Annotated in this window: 15 protein-coding genes; 6 read left to right on the forward strand and 9 right to left on the reverse strand. The window is 70.8% G+C overall.

Annotated features, from left to right (window positions below; genetic code table 11):
* Window positions 1-42 precede the first annotated feature (42 nt).
* Both IF64_RS0123210 and IF64_RS0123215 read left to right on the forward strand, forming a co-directional pair.
* Complete coding sequence (locus tag IF64_RS0123210) at window positions 43-615, forward strand: isochorismatase family protein (RefSeq protein WP_030534301.1); 573 nt, start codon at window positions 43-45, stop codon at window positions 613-615.
* Entirely contained in the window at window positions 612-1,568 is a 957-nt protein-coding gene (locus tag IF64_RS0123215; RefSeq protein WP_030534302.1) for a sugar kinase, read from the forward strand. Before IF64_RS0123210 ends, IF64_RS0123215 begins: the two co-directional genes overlap by 4 nt.
* 92 nt (window positions 1,569-1,660) lie before the next feature.
* Here IF64_RS0123215 and IF64_RS0123220 read toward each other — a convergent pair whose 3' ends face one another.
* Window positions 1,661-2,338, reverse strand: a complete 678-nt coding sequence (locus IF64_RS0123220; RefSeq protein ID WP_048807136.1) for a choice-of-anchor P family protein — start codon at window positions 2,336-2,338, stop codon at window positions 1,661-1,663.
* A 142-nt stretch (window positions 2,339-2,480) separates the two neighbouring features.
* Here IF64_RS0123220 and IF64_RS0123225 point away from each other — a divergent pair, with 142 nt between their 5' ends.
* Both IF64_RS0123225 and IF64_RS0123230 read left to right on the forward strand, forming a co-directional pair.
* Window positions 2,481-4,592 (forward strand): ATP-dependent DNA helicase, encoded by a 2,112-nt coding sequence (locus IF64_RS0123225; protein ID WP_425468469.1) that lies wholly within the window; start codon window positions 2,481-2,483, stop codon window positions 4,590-4,592.
* Between the two features lie 29 nt (window positions 4,593-4,621).
* The gene (locus IF64_RS0123230; protein WP_145600660.1) at window positions 4,622-4,969 is read left to right on the forward strand and encodes a hypothetical protein; all 348 of its coding nucleotides are present in this window, start codon (window positions 4,622-4,624) and stop codon (window positions 4,967-4,969) included.
* On the opposite strand, the gene IF64_RS25700 is transcribed toward IF64_RS0123230, so the two are convergent.
* From IF64_RS25700 to ctaD, 4 genes are all read right to left on the reverse strand, one after another.
* The gene (locus tag IF64_RS25700) at window positions 4,933-5,616 is read right to left on the reverse strand and encodes a class I SAM-dependent methyltransferase (RefSeq protein WP_051758107.1); all 684 of its coding nucleotides are present in this window, start codon (window positions 5,614-5,616) and stop codon (window positions 4,933-4,935) included. The genes IF64_RS0123230 and IF64_RS25700 overlap by 37 nt on opposite strands.
* A 122-nt stretch (window positions 5,617-5,738) precedes the next feature.
* Window positions 5,739-6,503, reverse strand: a complete 765-nt coding sequence (locus tag IF64_RS0123240; protein WP_030534307.1) for an aminoacyl-tRNA hydrolase — start codon at window positions 6,501-6,503, stop codon at window positions 5,739-5,741.
* Window positions 6,500-7,735 (reverse strand): phosphoserine phosphatase SerB, encoded by a 1,236-nt coding sequence (gene serB / locus IF64_RS0123245; RefSeq protein WP_030534308.1) that lies wholly within the window; start codon window positions 7,733-7,735, stop codon window positions 6,500-6,502. Before serB ends, IF64_RS0123240 begins: the two co-directional genes overlap by 4 nt.
* Window positions 7,732-9,516, reverse strand: coding sequence for an aa3-type cytochrome oxidase subunit I (gene ctaD, locus IF64_RS0123250; protein ID WP_030534309.1), 1,785 nt, complete (start codon window positions 9,514-9,516; stop codon window positions 7,732-7,734). The genes serB and ctaD overlap by 4 nt, the downstream gene beginning before the upstream one ends.
* Window positions 9,517-9,638: 122 nt before the next feature.
* On the opposite strand from ctaD, the gene IF64_RS0123255 reads away from it, so the two are divergent.
* Window positions 9,639-10,559: a phosphotransferase enzyme family protein gene (locus IF64_RS0123255; protein ID WP_051758108.1), complete on the forward strand. Its 921-nt coding sequence runs from the start codon at window positions 9,639-9,641 to the stop codon at window positions 10,557-10,559.
* Here the strand turns inward: IF64_RS0123255 and IF64_RS0123260 are convergent.
* The 4 genes from IF64_RS0123260 to IF64_RS0123275 form a co-directional block, all read right to left on the reverse strand.
* Window positions 10,534-11,292: an alpha/beta fold hydrolase gene (locus IF64_RS0123260; protein ID WP_030534311.1), complete on the reverse strand. Its 759-nt coding sequence runs from the start codon at window positions 11,290-11,292 to the stop codon at window positions 10,534-10,536. The two genes, IF64_RS0123255 and IF64_RS0123260, sit on opposite strands and share 26 nt — an antisense overlap.
* Before the next feature lie 82 nt (window positions 11,293-11,374).
* Window positions 11,375-11,662, reverse strand: coding sequence for a hypothetical protein (locus IF64_RS0123265; protein WP_030534312.1), 288 nt, complete (start codon window positions 11,660-11,662; stop codon window positions 11,375-11,377).
* 78 nt (window positions 11,663-11,740) lie between these two features.
* Entirely contained in the window at window positions 11,741-12,187 is a 447-nt protein-coding gene (locus tag IF64_RS0123270) for a GNAT family N-acetyltransferase (protein WP_030534313.1), read from the reverse strand.
* A gap of 80 nt (window positions 12,188-12,267) precedes the next feature.
* Window positions 12,268-13,065 carry a serine protease gene (locus IF64_RS0123275; RefSeq protein ID WP_030534314.1) on the reverse strand — a complete coding sequence of 266 codons (798 nt, stop codon included), beginning with the start codon at window positions 13,063-13,065 and terminating at the stop codon, window positions 12,268-12,270.
* Window positions 13,066-13,177: 112 nt separating this feature from the next.
* Between IF64_RS0123275 and IF64_RS0123280 the strand changes: the two genes are divergently transcribed.
* A complete protein-coding gene (locus IF64_RS0123280) occupies window positions 13,178-14,656 on the forward strand; it encodes a cobyric acid synthase (RefSeq protein WP_246134867.1) in 1,479 nt (492 codons plus the stop codon).
* Window positions 14,657-14,947 lie beyond the last annotated feature (291 nt).

Raw genomic sequence — 14,947 nt, forward strand, 5'->3', positions numbered from 1 at the left:
CCCAACGCTGCTGCTCCCAACGTGAAGGAAGGCGGGAATCCGATGAGTACCGCACTGATCGTCGTGGACGTCCAGAACGACTTCTGCGAGGGCGGTTCGCTCGCCATCGACGGCGGGGCGGCCGTCGCGGCCGGCGTGACCGAGCTGATGCGCCGGGGCACCTACGAGCACATCGCCGCGACCCGCGATTACCACATCGACCCCGGCTCGCACTTCAGCGAGGAACCGGACTTCGTGACGTCGTGGCCCCGGCACTGCGAGGCCGGTCTGCCGGGCGCGAGCTTCCACCCGGCGCTCGACGTCGGGCCGGTGCAGGCCGTGTTCTCGAAGGGCCAGTACAGCGACGGTTACTCGGGGTTCGAGTCCGCGACCGACGCCGGTGAGCCGTTGCCGGACTGGTTGCGTGCCCGCGGGGTGACCGCGGTCGACGTCGTCGGCATCGCCTTCGACTTCTGCGTGCGCGCCACCGCTCTCGACGCCGCGGCGGCGGGGTTCACCGTGCGGGTGCTGTCCGAGCTGACCGCGTGCGGTTCGCAGGCCACGACCGACAAGGCGCTGGCCGACCTGGCCGCCGCAGGCGTCACCGTCGACGGGACCCCGCGGGTCGGCGCGTGAGCGCTGGCCTGGTGACGTTCGGCGAGGCGCTGGCGTCCTTCCGCACCTCCTCCGGCAAGCTCCGGCACGCCACGACCGTGGACGTCGGCATCGCCGGTGCCGAAGCGACCGTGGCCGTCGGGGTGTCCCGGCTCGGCGCGCCCGCCACGTGGATGGGGCGCATCGGAGCCGACGAACCCGGTGCCCTCGTGCTGACGCGGCTGCGGGAGGAGGGCGTCGACACGTCGGCGGCCATCACCGACCGACAGGCACCGACGGGCCTCGTGCTGCGCGATTTCCGTTCCCGTGACGCCAGCAGAGCGGCGTTCTACCGCAACGGCAGCGCAGGCCCGCGGCTCGCGCCCGAGGACCTGCGCGAGGATCTGATCGCCGCGGCGGGCGTGCTGCACCTGTCCGGCAGCACGGCGGCGTTGTCGGAATCGGCCGACGAGGCCACGTTCACCGCCGCCGAGATCGCCACCGACGCCGGCGTTCCCGTGTCGCTGGCACTCGACCACCGGCCCGCGTTGTGGCACGACGAGGACGCCAGGGACACCCTGCTGGAACTGCTCGCCCACGCCGACATCGTGTTCGCGCGCACCGACGAGGCGCGGCTGCTCGGCTTCGACGGCGACGCCGAGGCGCTCACCACGGAACTCGCGAAGCTCGGCCCCGACGAGGTGATCGTGACCCAGGGACCGCGCGGTGCCGTCGCGGAGATCTCGGGCGCCCGCTACGACGTGCCCGCCTACCCGGTGCACGAGATCGACGCCGACGGCACCGACGAGGCGTTCATCGCCGGGTACCTGGCCGACCTGCTCGCGGGCGCACCCGCCGACCGCAGGGTGCGCACGGCGGCGGCGTGCCGGGCGGCCGCGATGTCGGTGCCCGGCGCGGCCGACAGCCTGCCCGAGCGCACCGACCTCATCGACCTGCCACGGCAACACCGCCTGACCCGCACCCCCGCCTCGTAACCCCGAGCGCTGCTCCCGTCAAGCCTCAAAAGCTCCCGAGGGCCCCATGGTTGCGTTGAACGCAACCATGGGGCCCTCGGGAGCACTGACGGTCAGGTGCCGTAGGGGTCGCAGGCGGCCAGGCCGAGGCGGATGTCGCCGGTGACGGGACCGCCCTCGGGGAACAGTTCGATGCGCACGGCCGACATCTCCAGGCTGCCGTCGGGTGGGTCCGGCGCGGTGAACTCGTTGAGCACGACCTTCGCCAGCGGCGGGGCGTCGGCGTCCGCCCCGGGGATCAGCACCTCGTGGTTCGGCGGGATCTCCTCGGGCAGGTCGAACCCGCTGACCCCGGACAGCTCCATCGACGAGGCGCTCCCGTTCTCCGTCGTGCGGCACTCGGCGCCGAACGACCGCACCCGGATCTCCGGTCCGCCGTACTCCTCCAGCACCGACGTCGAGAAGCGCTCCCCCGACACCTTCGTCGTGGCCACGCCGTCGGTGCGGTCACACGTCGACTCGCCGCGGCCGTAGGTGGCGAGATCGCCGTCCCCGACCTCGATGCCCGGCGTGCTGTTGGCGGGCTTGTCGTCGGCGTCGCAGGCGGCGATCGGGCCGACCCTGATCTCGGTTCCGTCCTGCACCACGTCGACCAGACCCACCGAGCCCGACGACGCGGGCTGCTCGTCCTGGGCCTGCGCGGCCGGTGCGGCTGCGGTGAGCACCAGTGCGGCCGCGGCGGTCGCCGTCGACATCCGTACTGCTCGTCCGGTGCGGAACGTGTGGGCCATGTGGCCTCCTCCCGAGTCGAGGTCTCCCCCGACATCGGCAGGCGTGCGCGGACGCCTGACCCACCGCACCGCACACCACCCGGCCGTGTGACCGGCCGGTCTCGCCCGGTTTCGACGGTGCCCCCGGCTAGGGTGGAGCACCGTGCCCGCCGAGATCAGCACCCTGCAGAAGGCCCGCGAACTTCCCGGCGTCCGTGAGCTGCTCACCGACGCCGTCGACGCGGTCGGCGGCACTGAACGCGAGGGCCAGGTCCGTATGGCCGAGGCCGTGGCCCGGTCGATTCGCACGGGCGAGCACCTGGCGGTGCAGGCCGGCACGGGCACCGGCAAGTCGCTCGCCTACCTCGTGCCCGCGATCCGGCACGCCGTCGAGCAGCACACGACGGTCGTGGTGTCGACGGCGACGATCGCCCTGCAGAACCAGCTCGTCGACCGCGATCTGCCCCGGCTCGCCAAGGCGCTGAAGAAGCCGCTCGGCCGGGAACCGACGTTCGCCATCCTGAAGGGCAGGCGCAACTACCTGTGCATGCACCGCGTGCACTCGGGCGCACCCGAGGAGCCCGACGAGGGCGGGCTGTTCGACGCGTTCACCGTCTCCCGTATCGGCCGGGAGGTGAAACGCTTGCACGAGTGGTCGTCGGAGACCGAGACCGGCGACCGCACCGAGCTCGTCCCCGGCGTCTCCGAACAGGCCTGGCGGCAGGTGTCGGTGAGCGCCCGCGAATGCCTGGGCGCCGCGCGGTGTCCCGTCGGCGACGACTGCTTCGCCGAGAAGGCCCGCGCCGACGCGGGACGGGTCGACGTCGTCGTCACCAACCACGCCCTGCTGGCGATCGACGCGCTGCAGGAACAACGCGTGCTACCCGAGCACGACGTCGTGGTCATCGACGAGGCCCACGAACTGGTCGACCGCGTCACCTCGGCCGCCACCGCGGAGCTCACGGCCGCGGCGATCTCGTCGGCCACGCGGCGCTGCGGGCGCATCATCGACGCCGACACCTCCGACCGGCTCCTCGAAGCGGGTGAGGGCCTGGCAATGGTGCTCGAGGACGCCCCCGCCGGACGGCTCGACACCCTGCCCCAGGCACTCGGCGGCGCCGTGCGGGTCGTCCGCGACGCCGCCCACGCATGCCTCACCGCGCTCGGCAACGACCGCAAGGAGGACGTCGAGGAGGCCACGGCCCGCAAGCTCGCCCGGTCGGCCGTGGAGGAGATCCACGACACCGCGGTGCGCCTGCTCGACGCGTTCGACGCCGACCAGGCCAACCGTCCGGACGTCGTGTGGGTCTCCAACGACACGTACTCGTCGTCGCCGCGCCCGCCGTCGTTGCACGTCGCACCGCTCACCGTGGGCGGACTGCTGCGCGAGCGCGTGTTCGCACGGTCGACCACGGTGCTGACGTCGGCGACGCTGGCCCTCGGCGGCCGTTTCGACACGCTGGCCCGCCAGTGGGGCCTGCCCGCCGAGCCGACACCGACGCCCGTCGACGAGGGCACCGCCACCGACAAGCCCGCCCCCGCCGAGGGTGAGGCAGGCGCTCACGACGGCCTGCGATGGAGCGGCCTCGACGTGGGATCGCCGTTCGACTACGGCCGCAACGGCATCCTGTACGTCGCGAGCCACCTGCCTCCACCGGGACGCGACGGCCTCGGCGACGCCACACTGGACGAGATCGCCGAGCTCATCGGTGCCGCGGGCGGGCGCACGCTCGGGCTGTTCTCGTCGATGCGTGCGGCGAAGAAGGCCGCGGAGGAGCTGCGTGAACGTCTGCCCTACGAGATCCTCTGCCAGGGCGACGACTCGACGTCCACCCTCGTGAGCAGGTTCGCCGACGAACCCCGCACGTGCCTGTTCGGGACGCTGTCGCTGTGGCAGGGGGTCGACGTCCCCGGCCCGTCGCTGCAGCTGGTGATCGTCGACCGGCTGCCCTTCCCGCGCCCCGACGATCCCGTGGCCTCGGCCAGGCAACGCGCGGTGGAAGCACGTGGGGGCAACGGATTCCTCACCGTCGCCGCGACGCACGCTGCGCTGCTGCTCGCCCAGGGCGCGGGCAGGCTGCACCGTTCGTCGGGCGACCGCGGTGTCGTGGCCGTGCTCGACTCGCGTCTGGCCAAGGCGCGCTACGGCGGCTTCCTCCGCGCGTCCATCCCGCCGTTCTGGCCCACGCAGGATCCGTCCGTCGCACGTGAGGCGCTCAAACGACTCGACGCCGCCGCCCCCGGACCGTCCGCCGACAAGACCGCGTTACGGTGAACGACAACTCCGAACCCAAGGGAGAGTTCGTGTCCCCCGATTCCTCCACAGCCCATTCCCGTGCCATCAGCGTCGACGACACCGGGGTTCGCAGGCAGCTGGCCGACGGCACCGAGGAGCGCGTCGACTGGGACGACCTCGCCGCCGTGGTCGTCCGCGTGATCCCCGAGGGGCTGTCGGACGAAGACGTCTTCCTGATGCTCGCCGCAGCCGACGGCACCGGCACCGCCGTGCCGAGCGGCGACCCCGCCGCCGACGCGCTGATCGAACGGCTGCAGACCCTTCCCGGGTTCGACCACGAGACGTTCGTCGAGGCCATGACCACCGACGCCGACCAGGCCTACGTCGTGTGGAAGGCGGGCGAAGGCTCGGCCTGAGCCGACGGCCGGTCCGGCGCCACGGCGCGGATCACCGCGTCGACACCGCTGCCCTCGCCCGCGCGTCTGCGCTCCTCGGCGACATCGATCCGCCAGCCACCGGCCGCCTCGAGTGCCCTGATGGCTTGGACGGCCTCCCCCACGGACACCTGCACCTGTCCGGCAGCCGGAGTGTCCGCACCCGTCTCCGGGTCGATCGGCCGGTGTCCGACGAGCAACAGCGTTCCGCCCGGCGCAACACCGCGGGCCAGCCGGGTGACGAACTCGGCCACCGACCCGGCGATGTGCACGTACAGGCACGCCACCAGGTCGTAGTGTTGCGGCGGGGGCGACCATCGGCCGAGGTCGGCCTCGATCCAGGCGATCCGGTCGGCGACGTCGGCCCCGAGTTCGAGCCCCGCCGAGCGGCCGGCCTGCAGGGCCGTCGGGGAGAAGTCGACGGCGTCCACCCGCCATCCGCCCGCGGCCAGCCAGAGCGCCTCACCACCGTGGCCGCATCCGGCGTCGAGCGCGCGTCCCGGCTCCAGCTCGCCGACCTCGGAGGTCAGGTGGCCGTTGGGCGGTCGGGTCGCCACGACCTCGGGATGCTCGCGCACCACCTGGTCCCAGCGGCGTTCCCAGAAGTCACGGTCGAAGGCCTGTTCCACGGGTGCGACGCTGCCACGGACGGTCCCGTGCGCGCGACTGTCGTTGCCGGAACGGCAAACCCGCGCCGGGCACAAGTGTTCAGAGGGCGCGTTTCACGCTGCCGGCGTTCCGAGCGCGCGTTTCAGAGGCCCCGTTTCTGGGCGAGCACGGTGATGGTGCCGGGGGCGATCTCGGTGAAGCCCGCGTCGCGGACGGCGATGACGCCGTGGTCGCGCCACGCCTGCTCCGGATCGTCGCCGGGAGCGAGCTCGGCCCACTGCTGCGGAGTCGCCTCCCGGACGGCGCACGCGAAGCCCCGCTGCCGCCAGCGCTCCACCTCCGCCGCGTCGAGCACGGAGGCCAGCAGCATCGTGCCGTGTCCCACCTGGGCGGCCGACTTGCCTGCCGTCATGGGCACCTCGGGGTTGAGCAACAGCAGCGGCACGTCGTCGGGAGCGGAGCCGGGTTCGTCGGCGGGCAGGTCCGTACCGGACACCTGCAGCCGCGTGACCTCCTTGGGCAGGTCGGCGACCCGGCCCGGCAGCAACGCCCGCACCTGGGCGCCGCCGTGGTCGACGGTGATCCCCGGCAGCTCCTGCACGGCGTCCCAGTGCGCACCACGCGCACGCCGCGACACCTTGCGGATGTGCCCCGCGAGCCAATCGCGCATCGGTTCGTGCCACGGCCCGCCGGGTTCACACCGCTGGTCCAGGCACACCGCGAGCGCGGCCGTCGCGGCGGCCTCGAGCAGCGGCGTGCGCTCCGGCGGTGTCGCCTTCTCCAGGCGAAGAACGACCGGCATGGCTCGGACCTCGGCGGGATCGGTCTCGACCACCGCCGTGGCCTCCGCAGGCAGGCCGAGCCACGACGCGTACCGCGCCGCCAGTGGGGCCAGCAGGTCGGTCACGGCCGGACGAGCGGCATGCCGTCGGCCGCGTCGGCGGCCTCGACCTCGTTACGGGTGACGCCGAGCATGAACAGGATGGCGTCGAGGTACGGGTACGACAGCGCGGCGTCGGCCACTTCGCGCAGCGCGGGCTTGGCGTTGAACGCGATGCCCATGCCCGCGGCAGAGAGCATGTCGATGTCGTTGGCCCCGTCGCCGACCGCCACGCACTGCTGCACCGGGATGCCGAACTCCTCGGAGAAGCGCCGCAGCGCCTTGGCTTTGCCGGGGCGGTCCACGACCTCGCCGACCACGCGTCCGGTCAGCTTGCCGTCCACCACCTCGAGCTCGTTGGCCGCGGCGAAGTCCAGGCCCAGTTCGTCGACGAGACGGTCGATGATCCGCATGAACCCGCCGGACACGACACCGCACTGGAAACCGAGTCGCTTGAGCGTGCGGATCGTGGTCCGCGCACCCGGCGTCAGTTCGATGGCGTCGGCGACCTCGTCCATGGCCGACTCGGGAAGCCCCTCGAGCAGCGCCACGCGTCGTTCGAGCGACTCGGTGAAGTTGATCTCGCCGCGCATGGCGGCCTCGGTGATCTCCCGCACCTGCGGTTCGACCCCGACGTGCGCCGCGAGCATCTCGATGACCTCGCCCTGGATGAGGGTCGAGTCGACGTCGAACACCACGAGCCGCTTCGCCCGCCGCGACAGACCTGCGCGCTGGATCGAGACGTCGAGTCCGCCGCGGTTGGCGAAGTCGGCCAGGATCGACCGCAGCTCGGCGTCGGCCTCCGGGGTGTCCTTCTCGACCGACAGCTCCACCTCGAGCCCCGTCACCGGGTAGTCGGCGATGCTGCGGATGCCGTCGATGTTGGCGTGCACGGACGCGAGCTTGCCCGCCACCGCGTAGATCGACCGGGCCGTCACCGGCCGGCCCAGCAGGGTCATGACGTGCGTCGACTCCTGCCGGCCCGGGGCGAACGGGTCGGTGCCGATGGCGTCACCGATGCGCACGTCCACCGACATCGACACGGTGGCCATCGCCTGTTCGACGGCCTCCTGCAACGCCTCGGGGTCGCTCTCGACCCCGACGAGCACGCCCAGCACCAGCTGTCCTCTGATCACCACCTGCTCGACGTCGACGACCTCGACGCCGTGCGCCGTGAGGGCCGCGAACAGGACGGACGAGACGCCCGGCTTGTCGGGACCGGTGGCGGTGATCAGGACGGGGGTGCTGGTACTACTCACTGTTCGCTCGCGTTGTCCTTGTCGTGTTCTCCCGGCATCGCCGCCCTCGTGAGGACCTGCGACGGTGCGTCCTTGGCATGTGGGTTGTCGATCTGCTTACCCGTGAACGAGATGTGGCCTTCCTTGTGGAGCCGCTCGATCATGTGCGGGTAGTGCAGCTCGAACGCGGGGCGCTCGGAACGGATCCGCGGCAGCTCCGTGAAGTTGTGCCGCGGCGGCGGGCACGAGGTGGCCCACTCGAGCGAGTTGCCGTAGCCCCACGGGTCGTCGACGTTCACGATCTCGCCGAACCGGTAGCTCTTGAAGACGTTCCAGATGAACGGCAGCGTCGAGGCACCGAGCACGTAGGCACCGATCGTGGAGATCGTGTTCAGCGTCGTGAAGCCGTCCGAGACCAGGTAGTCGGCGTAACGCCGCGGCATGCCCTCGGCGCCCAGCCAGTGCTGGACGAGGAACGTGCCGTGGAAGCCGATGAACGTCAGCCAGAAGTGCAGCTTTCCGAGCTTCTCGTCCATCATCCGGCCGGTCATCTTCGGGAACCAGAAGTAGATGCCGGCGAACGTGGCGAACACGATCGTGCCGTAGAGCACGTAGTGGAAGTGCGCGACGACGAAGTAGCTGTCCGAGACGTGGAAGTCGATGGCGGGCGCGGCCAGCAGAACACCGGTCAGACCGCCGAAGAGGAACGTCACGAGGAAGCCCGCCGAGAACAGCATCGGCGTCTCGAACGTGATCGAGCCCTTCCACATCGTGCCGATCCAGTTGAAGAACTTCACACCGGTCGGAACGGCGATGAGGAACGTCATGAAGGCGAAGAACGGCAGCAGCACCGAGCCGGTCGCGTACATGTGGTGCGCCCACACGGACACCGACAGGGCGGCGATCGCCAGCGTCGCCAGCACGAGCCCCTTGTAGCCGAAGATCGGCTTGCGGCTGAAGACCGGGAAGATCTCGGACACGATGCCGAAGAACGGCAGCGCGACGATGTAGACCTCGGGATGGCCGAAGAACCAGAACAGGTGCTGCCACAGGATCACGCCACCGTTGGCGGGGTCGAACACGTGAGCGCCGATCAGCCTGTCGGCCATGAGGCCCGCCAGCGCAGCGGTGAGGATGGGGAAGGCGATCAGCACCAGGATGCTGGTGACCAGGATGTTCCAGGTGAAGATCGGCATCCGCCACATCGTCATGCCGGGGGCGCGCAGGCAGACGATCGTGGTGATCATGTTGACCGCACCGAGAATCGTGCCCAGACCCGACACGATCAGACCGGACACCCACAGGTCCGCACCCACACCCGGGGAGTGGATCGCATCCGACAACGGCGTGTAGGCGAACCACCCGAAGTCAGCGGCGCCACCCGGCGTCATGAAGCCCGCCAGCGCGATCAGGCTGCCGAACGAGAACAGCCAGTACGAGAAGGCGTTCAACCGCGGGAACGCCACGTCGGGCGATCCGATCTGCAGCGGGAGGATGAAGTTCGCGAAGCCGAACACGATCGGCGTCGCGTAGAACAGCAGCATCACCGTGCCGTGCATGGTGAACAGCTGGTTGTACTGCTCCTGGGACAGGAACTGCTGACCCGGCTGAGCAAGCTCGGTTCGGATCAGCATCGCCATCGCTCCGCCGATCATGAAGAAGGCGAAGCAGGTGACGATGTACATGATGCCGATCTGCTTGTGATCCGTCGTGCGGAACATACTCAGCAGGTACGAACCCTTTGCCGACTTCTGCGACGGGTATGGGCGCGTCGCGATCGGCTGGGGGGCTACGGCCGTCACTCCTGCCTCCTGCACTTCAAACCCCGATCCTTGCTGCGCCACGGGCGGGGACCCACGTTGGCTACGACAGATCGTAGCCGTCGCCGGTTTCGGCGCTACGCACCGGCTGGGAAGATCACGCCATGGCGGCTGTCGCGGTGGTTCCGACGGTGGCCGAGTGCGTCGCCGCGACCACCGCCGCGGCCCGTCGGCACGGGGTGCCCACCGGGAGTCCGGCCGTGCTCTCGACTGGGGCGAACGTGCTGGTGAGGATGGGTGATCTGGTCGCCCGTACACCGCGGCTGACGACCGTCGCCCGGCCCGATCCCGGCCTGGCGCTGGCCCGCGATGTCGACCTCGCCGCCTTCCTCGCGGCACGGGGCGTGCCGGTCGTCCCACCCTCCACGGACCCGCCCGCAGGGCCCCATCGGGTGGGCCGAAGGACGGTGACCTTCTGGCGTTACGTCCGTCACGATCCGGGCGCCGTTCCGTCTCCCGCCACCGTGGGACGGTCGCTCGCCCGCTTGCATACCGCCATCCGGGCCTTCCCACCCAGCCCGGCGAACGCCGAACGGCCGGGACTGCCGAGCGATGTGCCGCTCGCCGAGGTGCATCGCCTCCTCGAGGTGCTCTCCGCCGACAGCGAGCTCGACGCCGGCACCCTCGCTCGACTGCGCGGTGACGCCGACGACCTCGGCGAAGCGATCCGCCACTGTCCCGGGCCGCGCCACCCGCTGCACGGCGACGCCCACCCCGGCAATCTGCTGCGCACCGAGGACGGATGGCTGTGGACGGACTTCGAGGACGCCTGGAACGGCCCCGTGGCGTGGGACCTGGCAGTGCTGCGGCGCACGAGCCGGGTCGACGGTGCGGCCGCGGTGGCCGCGTATGCCGGAGTGGCGGACCAGGTCGTCGACGAGGAGGTGCTCGCTCCCTTCGTCCGCCTTCGCGAGCTGTCCGTCGTCTGCTGGCAGCTGGTGGCCGGGCTGTGCGATCGGGGCCGGGTGCAGGCGGCGGTGGCGGGGCTGCGGCGTTACCTCACCCGGCCGGATACCAGTCGGTGATCGCCGTGGCGACGGCGTCGGGCGCCTCGAGCGGGGTGAGGTGGCCTGCGTTCGGGATCTCCACCAGCCGGGCGTCGGGCAGCGCGTCGACCATGGCCCGTGCGGCGTCCGGAGGCGTCAGCCCGTCCTGCTGCCCGACGAGCACCAGCGCGGGGACGTCGGACTGGCGCAGGGTGTCGGTCGAGTCGGGCCTGGCCGCCATCGCGCGTTGGGCCCACGCGACGCCCGCCGGCTGCTGCGACTCGATGAGCTCGCGCACGAGCGCGGCGACCTCCGGCTGGTGTTCCCTGGTGTGGCCGGACAGCAGGTTGGGCACCATGGCGTCGGCCAGCCAGCCGCCGATGCCCTCGGACTCGGCCCGCTCGGCCACCGACAGGCGATTCGCCCGTGCCTCGTCCCCGTCCGCCTCGGCCTTCGTGTCCACGAGGACGAGCCCTCCGACGCGCTCCGGCGCGGCGCGCAACACGGCCATCGTCAGGTAGCCGCCCATCGAACAGCCGCCGAGCACGACGCGATCGAGCTCCAACCGGTCCAGCAGCGCCACCACGTCCCGAGCGGCGTCGTCGAGACTCGGCTCCGACGCGGCATCCGACTCGGGGAACGGACTGCGGCCCATGCCCCGCTGGTCGGGAGTGATCACCCGGGTGTGGGCCGACAACGGGCCGCGGACGGCGTTCCACATCCGGGCGTCGAGCGGGTACGCGTGCAGAAGGACGAGAGGAAGATCGGCCATGGCGGCGATTGTTCCCGATCACCCGTCGCCTGGGCGAACCGCGACGCGGCCGAGTCGCGGGTTCGTCCCGACTTCGTCCCGCTCAGCGGCGCCGGGTCGGACCACGCCTGCCGCGAGCCTTCCAGCAGCCGTTGTGCCAGTGCCTGCGGTCGGCCACCGAACCCATCTCGTCGGCAGGCCAGGCCACCACGTGCGGCACACCGGGATTGATCTCGTGATCGCAGCCGGGACAGCGGTACGTCTTCGTCGCCTGCGCACCCGGCACCGTGCGGACCAGCCATTCGCCGTCGTCCGACGACTCCGAACGGGCCCACCCGCTCACAGCGGGACGGGGCCGCTCGTCCCGCTGTCGACGATGGCGTCTGGGCATGCCGCCACGGTATCGAACGCCGGACCGGCCCCAGCCGGACCACACGCGGGCCTACGACCGAGCCGTTCGGCGCTGGGCCTATGAGCAAGCCTTTCGGCGCATGGTGATGTGGGGGATGCCGTCCTCGTCGAATTCGTCACCCTCGGGTTCGTAGCCGAAGCGTGCGTAGAAGGGCTGTGCGTACGTCTGGGCGTCCAGCACCGATTCGGCGTCGCCGATGTGCTCGAGGGCCGCCTCCATCAGACGTGCGCCCAGACCGGTCCCCCTGGCCGACAGGGCGGTCACGACCCGGCCGACGCGCGCGGCGCCGTCCGGCTCGGCCAGCACCCGCAGGCAGCCGGCCACGCCGTCACCGTCGGCGCCGGGCGCCCACAGGTGCCACGTCGTCGGCAACAGGTCCCGCCCGTCGAGCTCGGAGTAGGGACAGTTCTGCTCGACGACGAACACGTCCACGCGCAGTCGCAGCAGGTCGTACAGTTCGGCGGCCGTCAGCTCTGGGCCACGGCGCGTCACCAGATCGGTCACGACGTCAGTGTGACACGGCCGTACCGGAAAATCGCCGGGAGGCGACCGCGCGGCCCCGCGCCGAGTTCAGAGCCTGGGGCTCAGGAGTCGATGGCCTGCCCGCCGAGCTGCGGCTCGTACGTCGAGACGCGCGTGTAGACGCCCGGCTTACCCGGTTTGGCGCAGCCTTCTCCCCACGACACGACGCCGATGAGCGTGTCGCCGACCATCAGCGGTCCTCCCGAGTCGCCCTGGCAGGCGTCGACGCCGCCCTTCGGGTAGCCGGCGCACAGCATGGCGTTCTTGTCGTAGGCGGTGTAGGCGTCCGCGCACGTCGCGTCGTCGACCACGGGGACCTGCGCCGACCTCAACGTCGTCGACTGCTCTCCCGACTCCTCGACCCTGCCCCAGCCGAGCACGGTCGCCTTCGTTCCCGCCTTGTACAGCTGCGCATCGCCGGCGTCGGCGACCTCGGCGACGCGGAACGGCATCGCGCGGTCGAGGCTGAGCACCGCGATGTCGTCGCCCTCGATGGGGTTGTCGTAGTCGGAGGGCATCCACACGTCACGCACACCCGCTTCGATCCCCTCGTCGGTGCGCGTGTCCTGCCTGCCACCGACCACACCGAGTTCGTCGGCCGGCATCGCGTCGGCGCAGTGTGCCGCCGTGACGACCTGCCTGGACGAGGTGAGCGTGCCGCCGCAGAACTGACGGCCGCGGTCGTCGGTGAGGTACACGGCGTACGAGTGGTCGGCCACCGCCGTCTCCTTGCCGCCGACGACGTACGGCTCCGCAGCTGTCGCGGTCGCAGCGGGCAGCATCGCGGCAGCGGTCAGCGAGGTCGCGGCCACCGCCAGCGTGCGGGCCATCGCGCGGGACGGTGCGGACTTCACGGGCATGACGATCCCCTTGAAGGTGTGCGTTCAGGACCGGCCCAGGCTACGGGCCCACTGCCCGAATCCGGGGTCGCTGAATCGGGTGGACTACCGTGCTGGCGTGCATGGTGGCCTCTTGATCGCAGGAACGACGTCGGATGCCGGAAAGTCCACAGTGGCTGCCGGCGTGTGCCGCTGGCTCGCCCGGCGCGGTGTACGCGTGGCCCCGTTCAAGGCGCAGAACATGTCGAACAACTCGATGGTCTGCTCCGACGGCTCCGAGATCGGCCGCGCGCAGTGGTTGCAGGCCGTGGCCGCGGGCGTCGAACCCGAATCCGCCATGAACCCGGTTCTGCTCAAACCCGGCGGCGACCGGCGCAGTCACGTCGTGCTCCGCGGCACCCCCTGGGGTGACCTCCACGCGGGTGAGTGGGCAACCGGGCGTCGCGAGCTGGCACGCGCCGCCCACGCCGCACTGGCCGAACTGCGCGAACGCTTCGACGTCGTCGTCTGCGAAGGCGCGGGCAGCCCCGCCGAGACGAACCTGCGCGACGGCGACTACGTGAACATGGGTCTGGCCCGCGACGCCGGACTTCCCGTGCTCGTCGTCGGCGACATCGACCGCGGAGGACTCCTCGCCGCACTCGCCGGCACCGTCGGCATCCTCGATCCCGGCGACCAGGCCCACATCGCCGCGTTCCTGGTCAACAAGTTCCGTGGCGACGCAGGACTGCTCCGTCCCGGACTGACCTCGCTCACCGAGCTCACCGGCAGGCCCGTGCTGGGCGTACTCCCCTGGCTGGACGACGTGTGGCTCGACTCCGAGGACGCACTCGCCATCGCGGGCTGGGACGGACACAGCCGCGGCGCAGGTGCGACGCTGCGCGTGGCCGCCGTCCGATTCCCCCGCATCTCCAACGCCACCGACCTCGACCCGCTCGCCGCCGAACCCGGCGTCGCCGTCACCGTCACCGCCGACCCCGACGTCGTCGCCGCCGCCGACATCGCCGTCCTCCCCGGCACCCGGTCCACTGTGGACGACCTCGAGTGGATGCGGCAACGTGGACTCGACGCTGCGGTGCGCCACCGCGCCGCACACGGCAGGCCTGTACTCGGCATCTGCGGCGGTTACCAGATGCTCGGCGGCGCCATCACCGACGGCGTCGAATCCACCGCCCACACCGCCACCGGCCTCCAACTCCTGCCCACGTCCGTCACCTTCCACGAGGACAAGACCCTCGCCACCCCGTCGGCCCGCTGGCGCGACCACGACGTCCACGGCTACGAGATCCACCACGGCATCGCCCACCACAACCCCCACCACGACGCCGAACCCTTCCTCGACGGACTCCGCTCCGGCGCCGTATGGGGCACCATGTGGCACGGCATCTTCGAGAACGACACCTTCCGCCGAGCCTGGCTCACCGAAACCGCCACCCAGTCCGGAGTGGACTGGCAACCCACCGACTCCCCCGGCTTCACCCAACGCCGCGAAGCCATGCTCGACAACCTCGCCGACACCATCGAGGAGAACGTCGACACCACAGCCCTCGAATCCCTCATCACCAACGGCATTCCCTCCGGACTTCCCACCCTTCGCATGATTCGGGATTGACGGGTTTCGGTCGGTGCGGTTTGTTCTCGGGGAGAGGTTCGTTCTCGGGGATTTTTCAATTCGGGGCTAATTTGGTGGGTGCGGTTTGCCGTCGGGGTTTTTCGCCTCGCCGGCTGGGCAGGTCTCTGGGATGGCGTTTTTCCGCTTCGCTTTATCCCGTCGAACCTGGCTTTTGTTTATCACGCTGCAGGCTGATGGTGGGTCGTCCACTTGTTCGGTATAGTTTTAGGTGTGAATGGTTCTGGGGGAATTTCTACTGCCGCCGCTGGGTTTCGGTCTTGGCGGGCTCGG

Origin of the sequence: Prauserella rugosa (assembly GCF_000719975.1) — a bacterium.
GTDB classification, from domain to species: Bacteria; Actinomycetota; Actinomycetes; order Mycobacteriales; family Pseudonocardiaceae; genus Prauserella; species Prauserella rugosa.

Excerpts from the sequence above, each read along its gene's own strand:
- IF64_RS0123210 (WP_030534301.1), top strand. The coding sequence starts at position 43 with ATGAGTACCGCACTGATCGTCGTGGACGTCCAGAACGACTTCTGCGAG.
- IF64_RS0123220 (WP_048807136.1), bottom strand. The coding sequence starts at position 2,338 with ATGGCCCACACGTTCCGCACCGGACGAGCAGTACGGATGTCGACGGCG.
- IF64_RS0123255 (WP_051758108.1), top strand. The coding sequence starts at position 9,639 with ATGGCGGCTGTCGCGGTGGTTCCGACGGTGGCCGAGTGCGTCGCCGCG.
- IF64_RS0123260 (WP_030534311.1), bottom strand. The coding sequence starts at position 11,292 with ATGGCCGATCTTCCTCTCGTCCTTCTGCACGCGTACCCGCTCGACGCC.
- IF64_RS0123265 (WP_030534312.1), bottom strand. The coding sequence starts at position 11,662 with ATGCCCAGACGCCATCGTCGACAGCGGGACGAGCGGCCCCGTCCCGCT.
- IF64_RS0123275 (WP_030534314.1), bottom strand. The coding sequence starts at position 13,065 with ATGCCCGTGAAGTCCGCACCGTCCCGCGCGATGGCCCGCACGCTGGCG.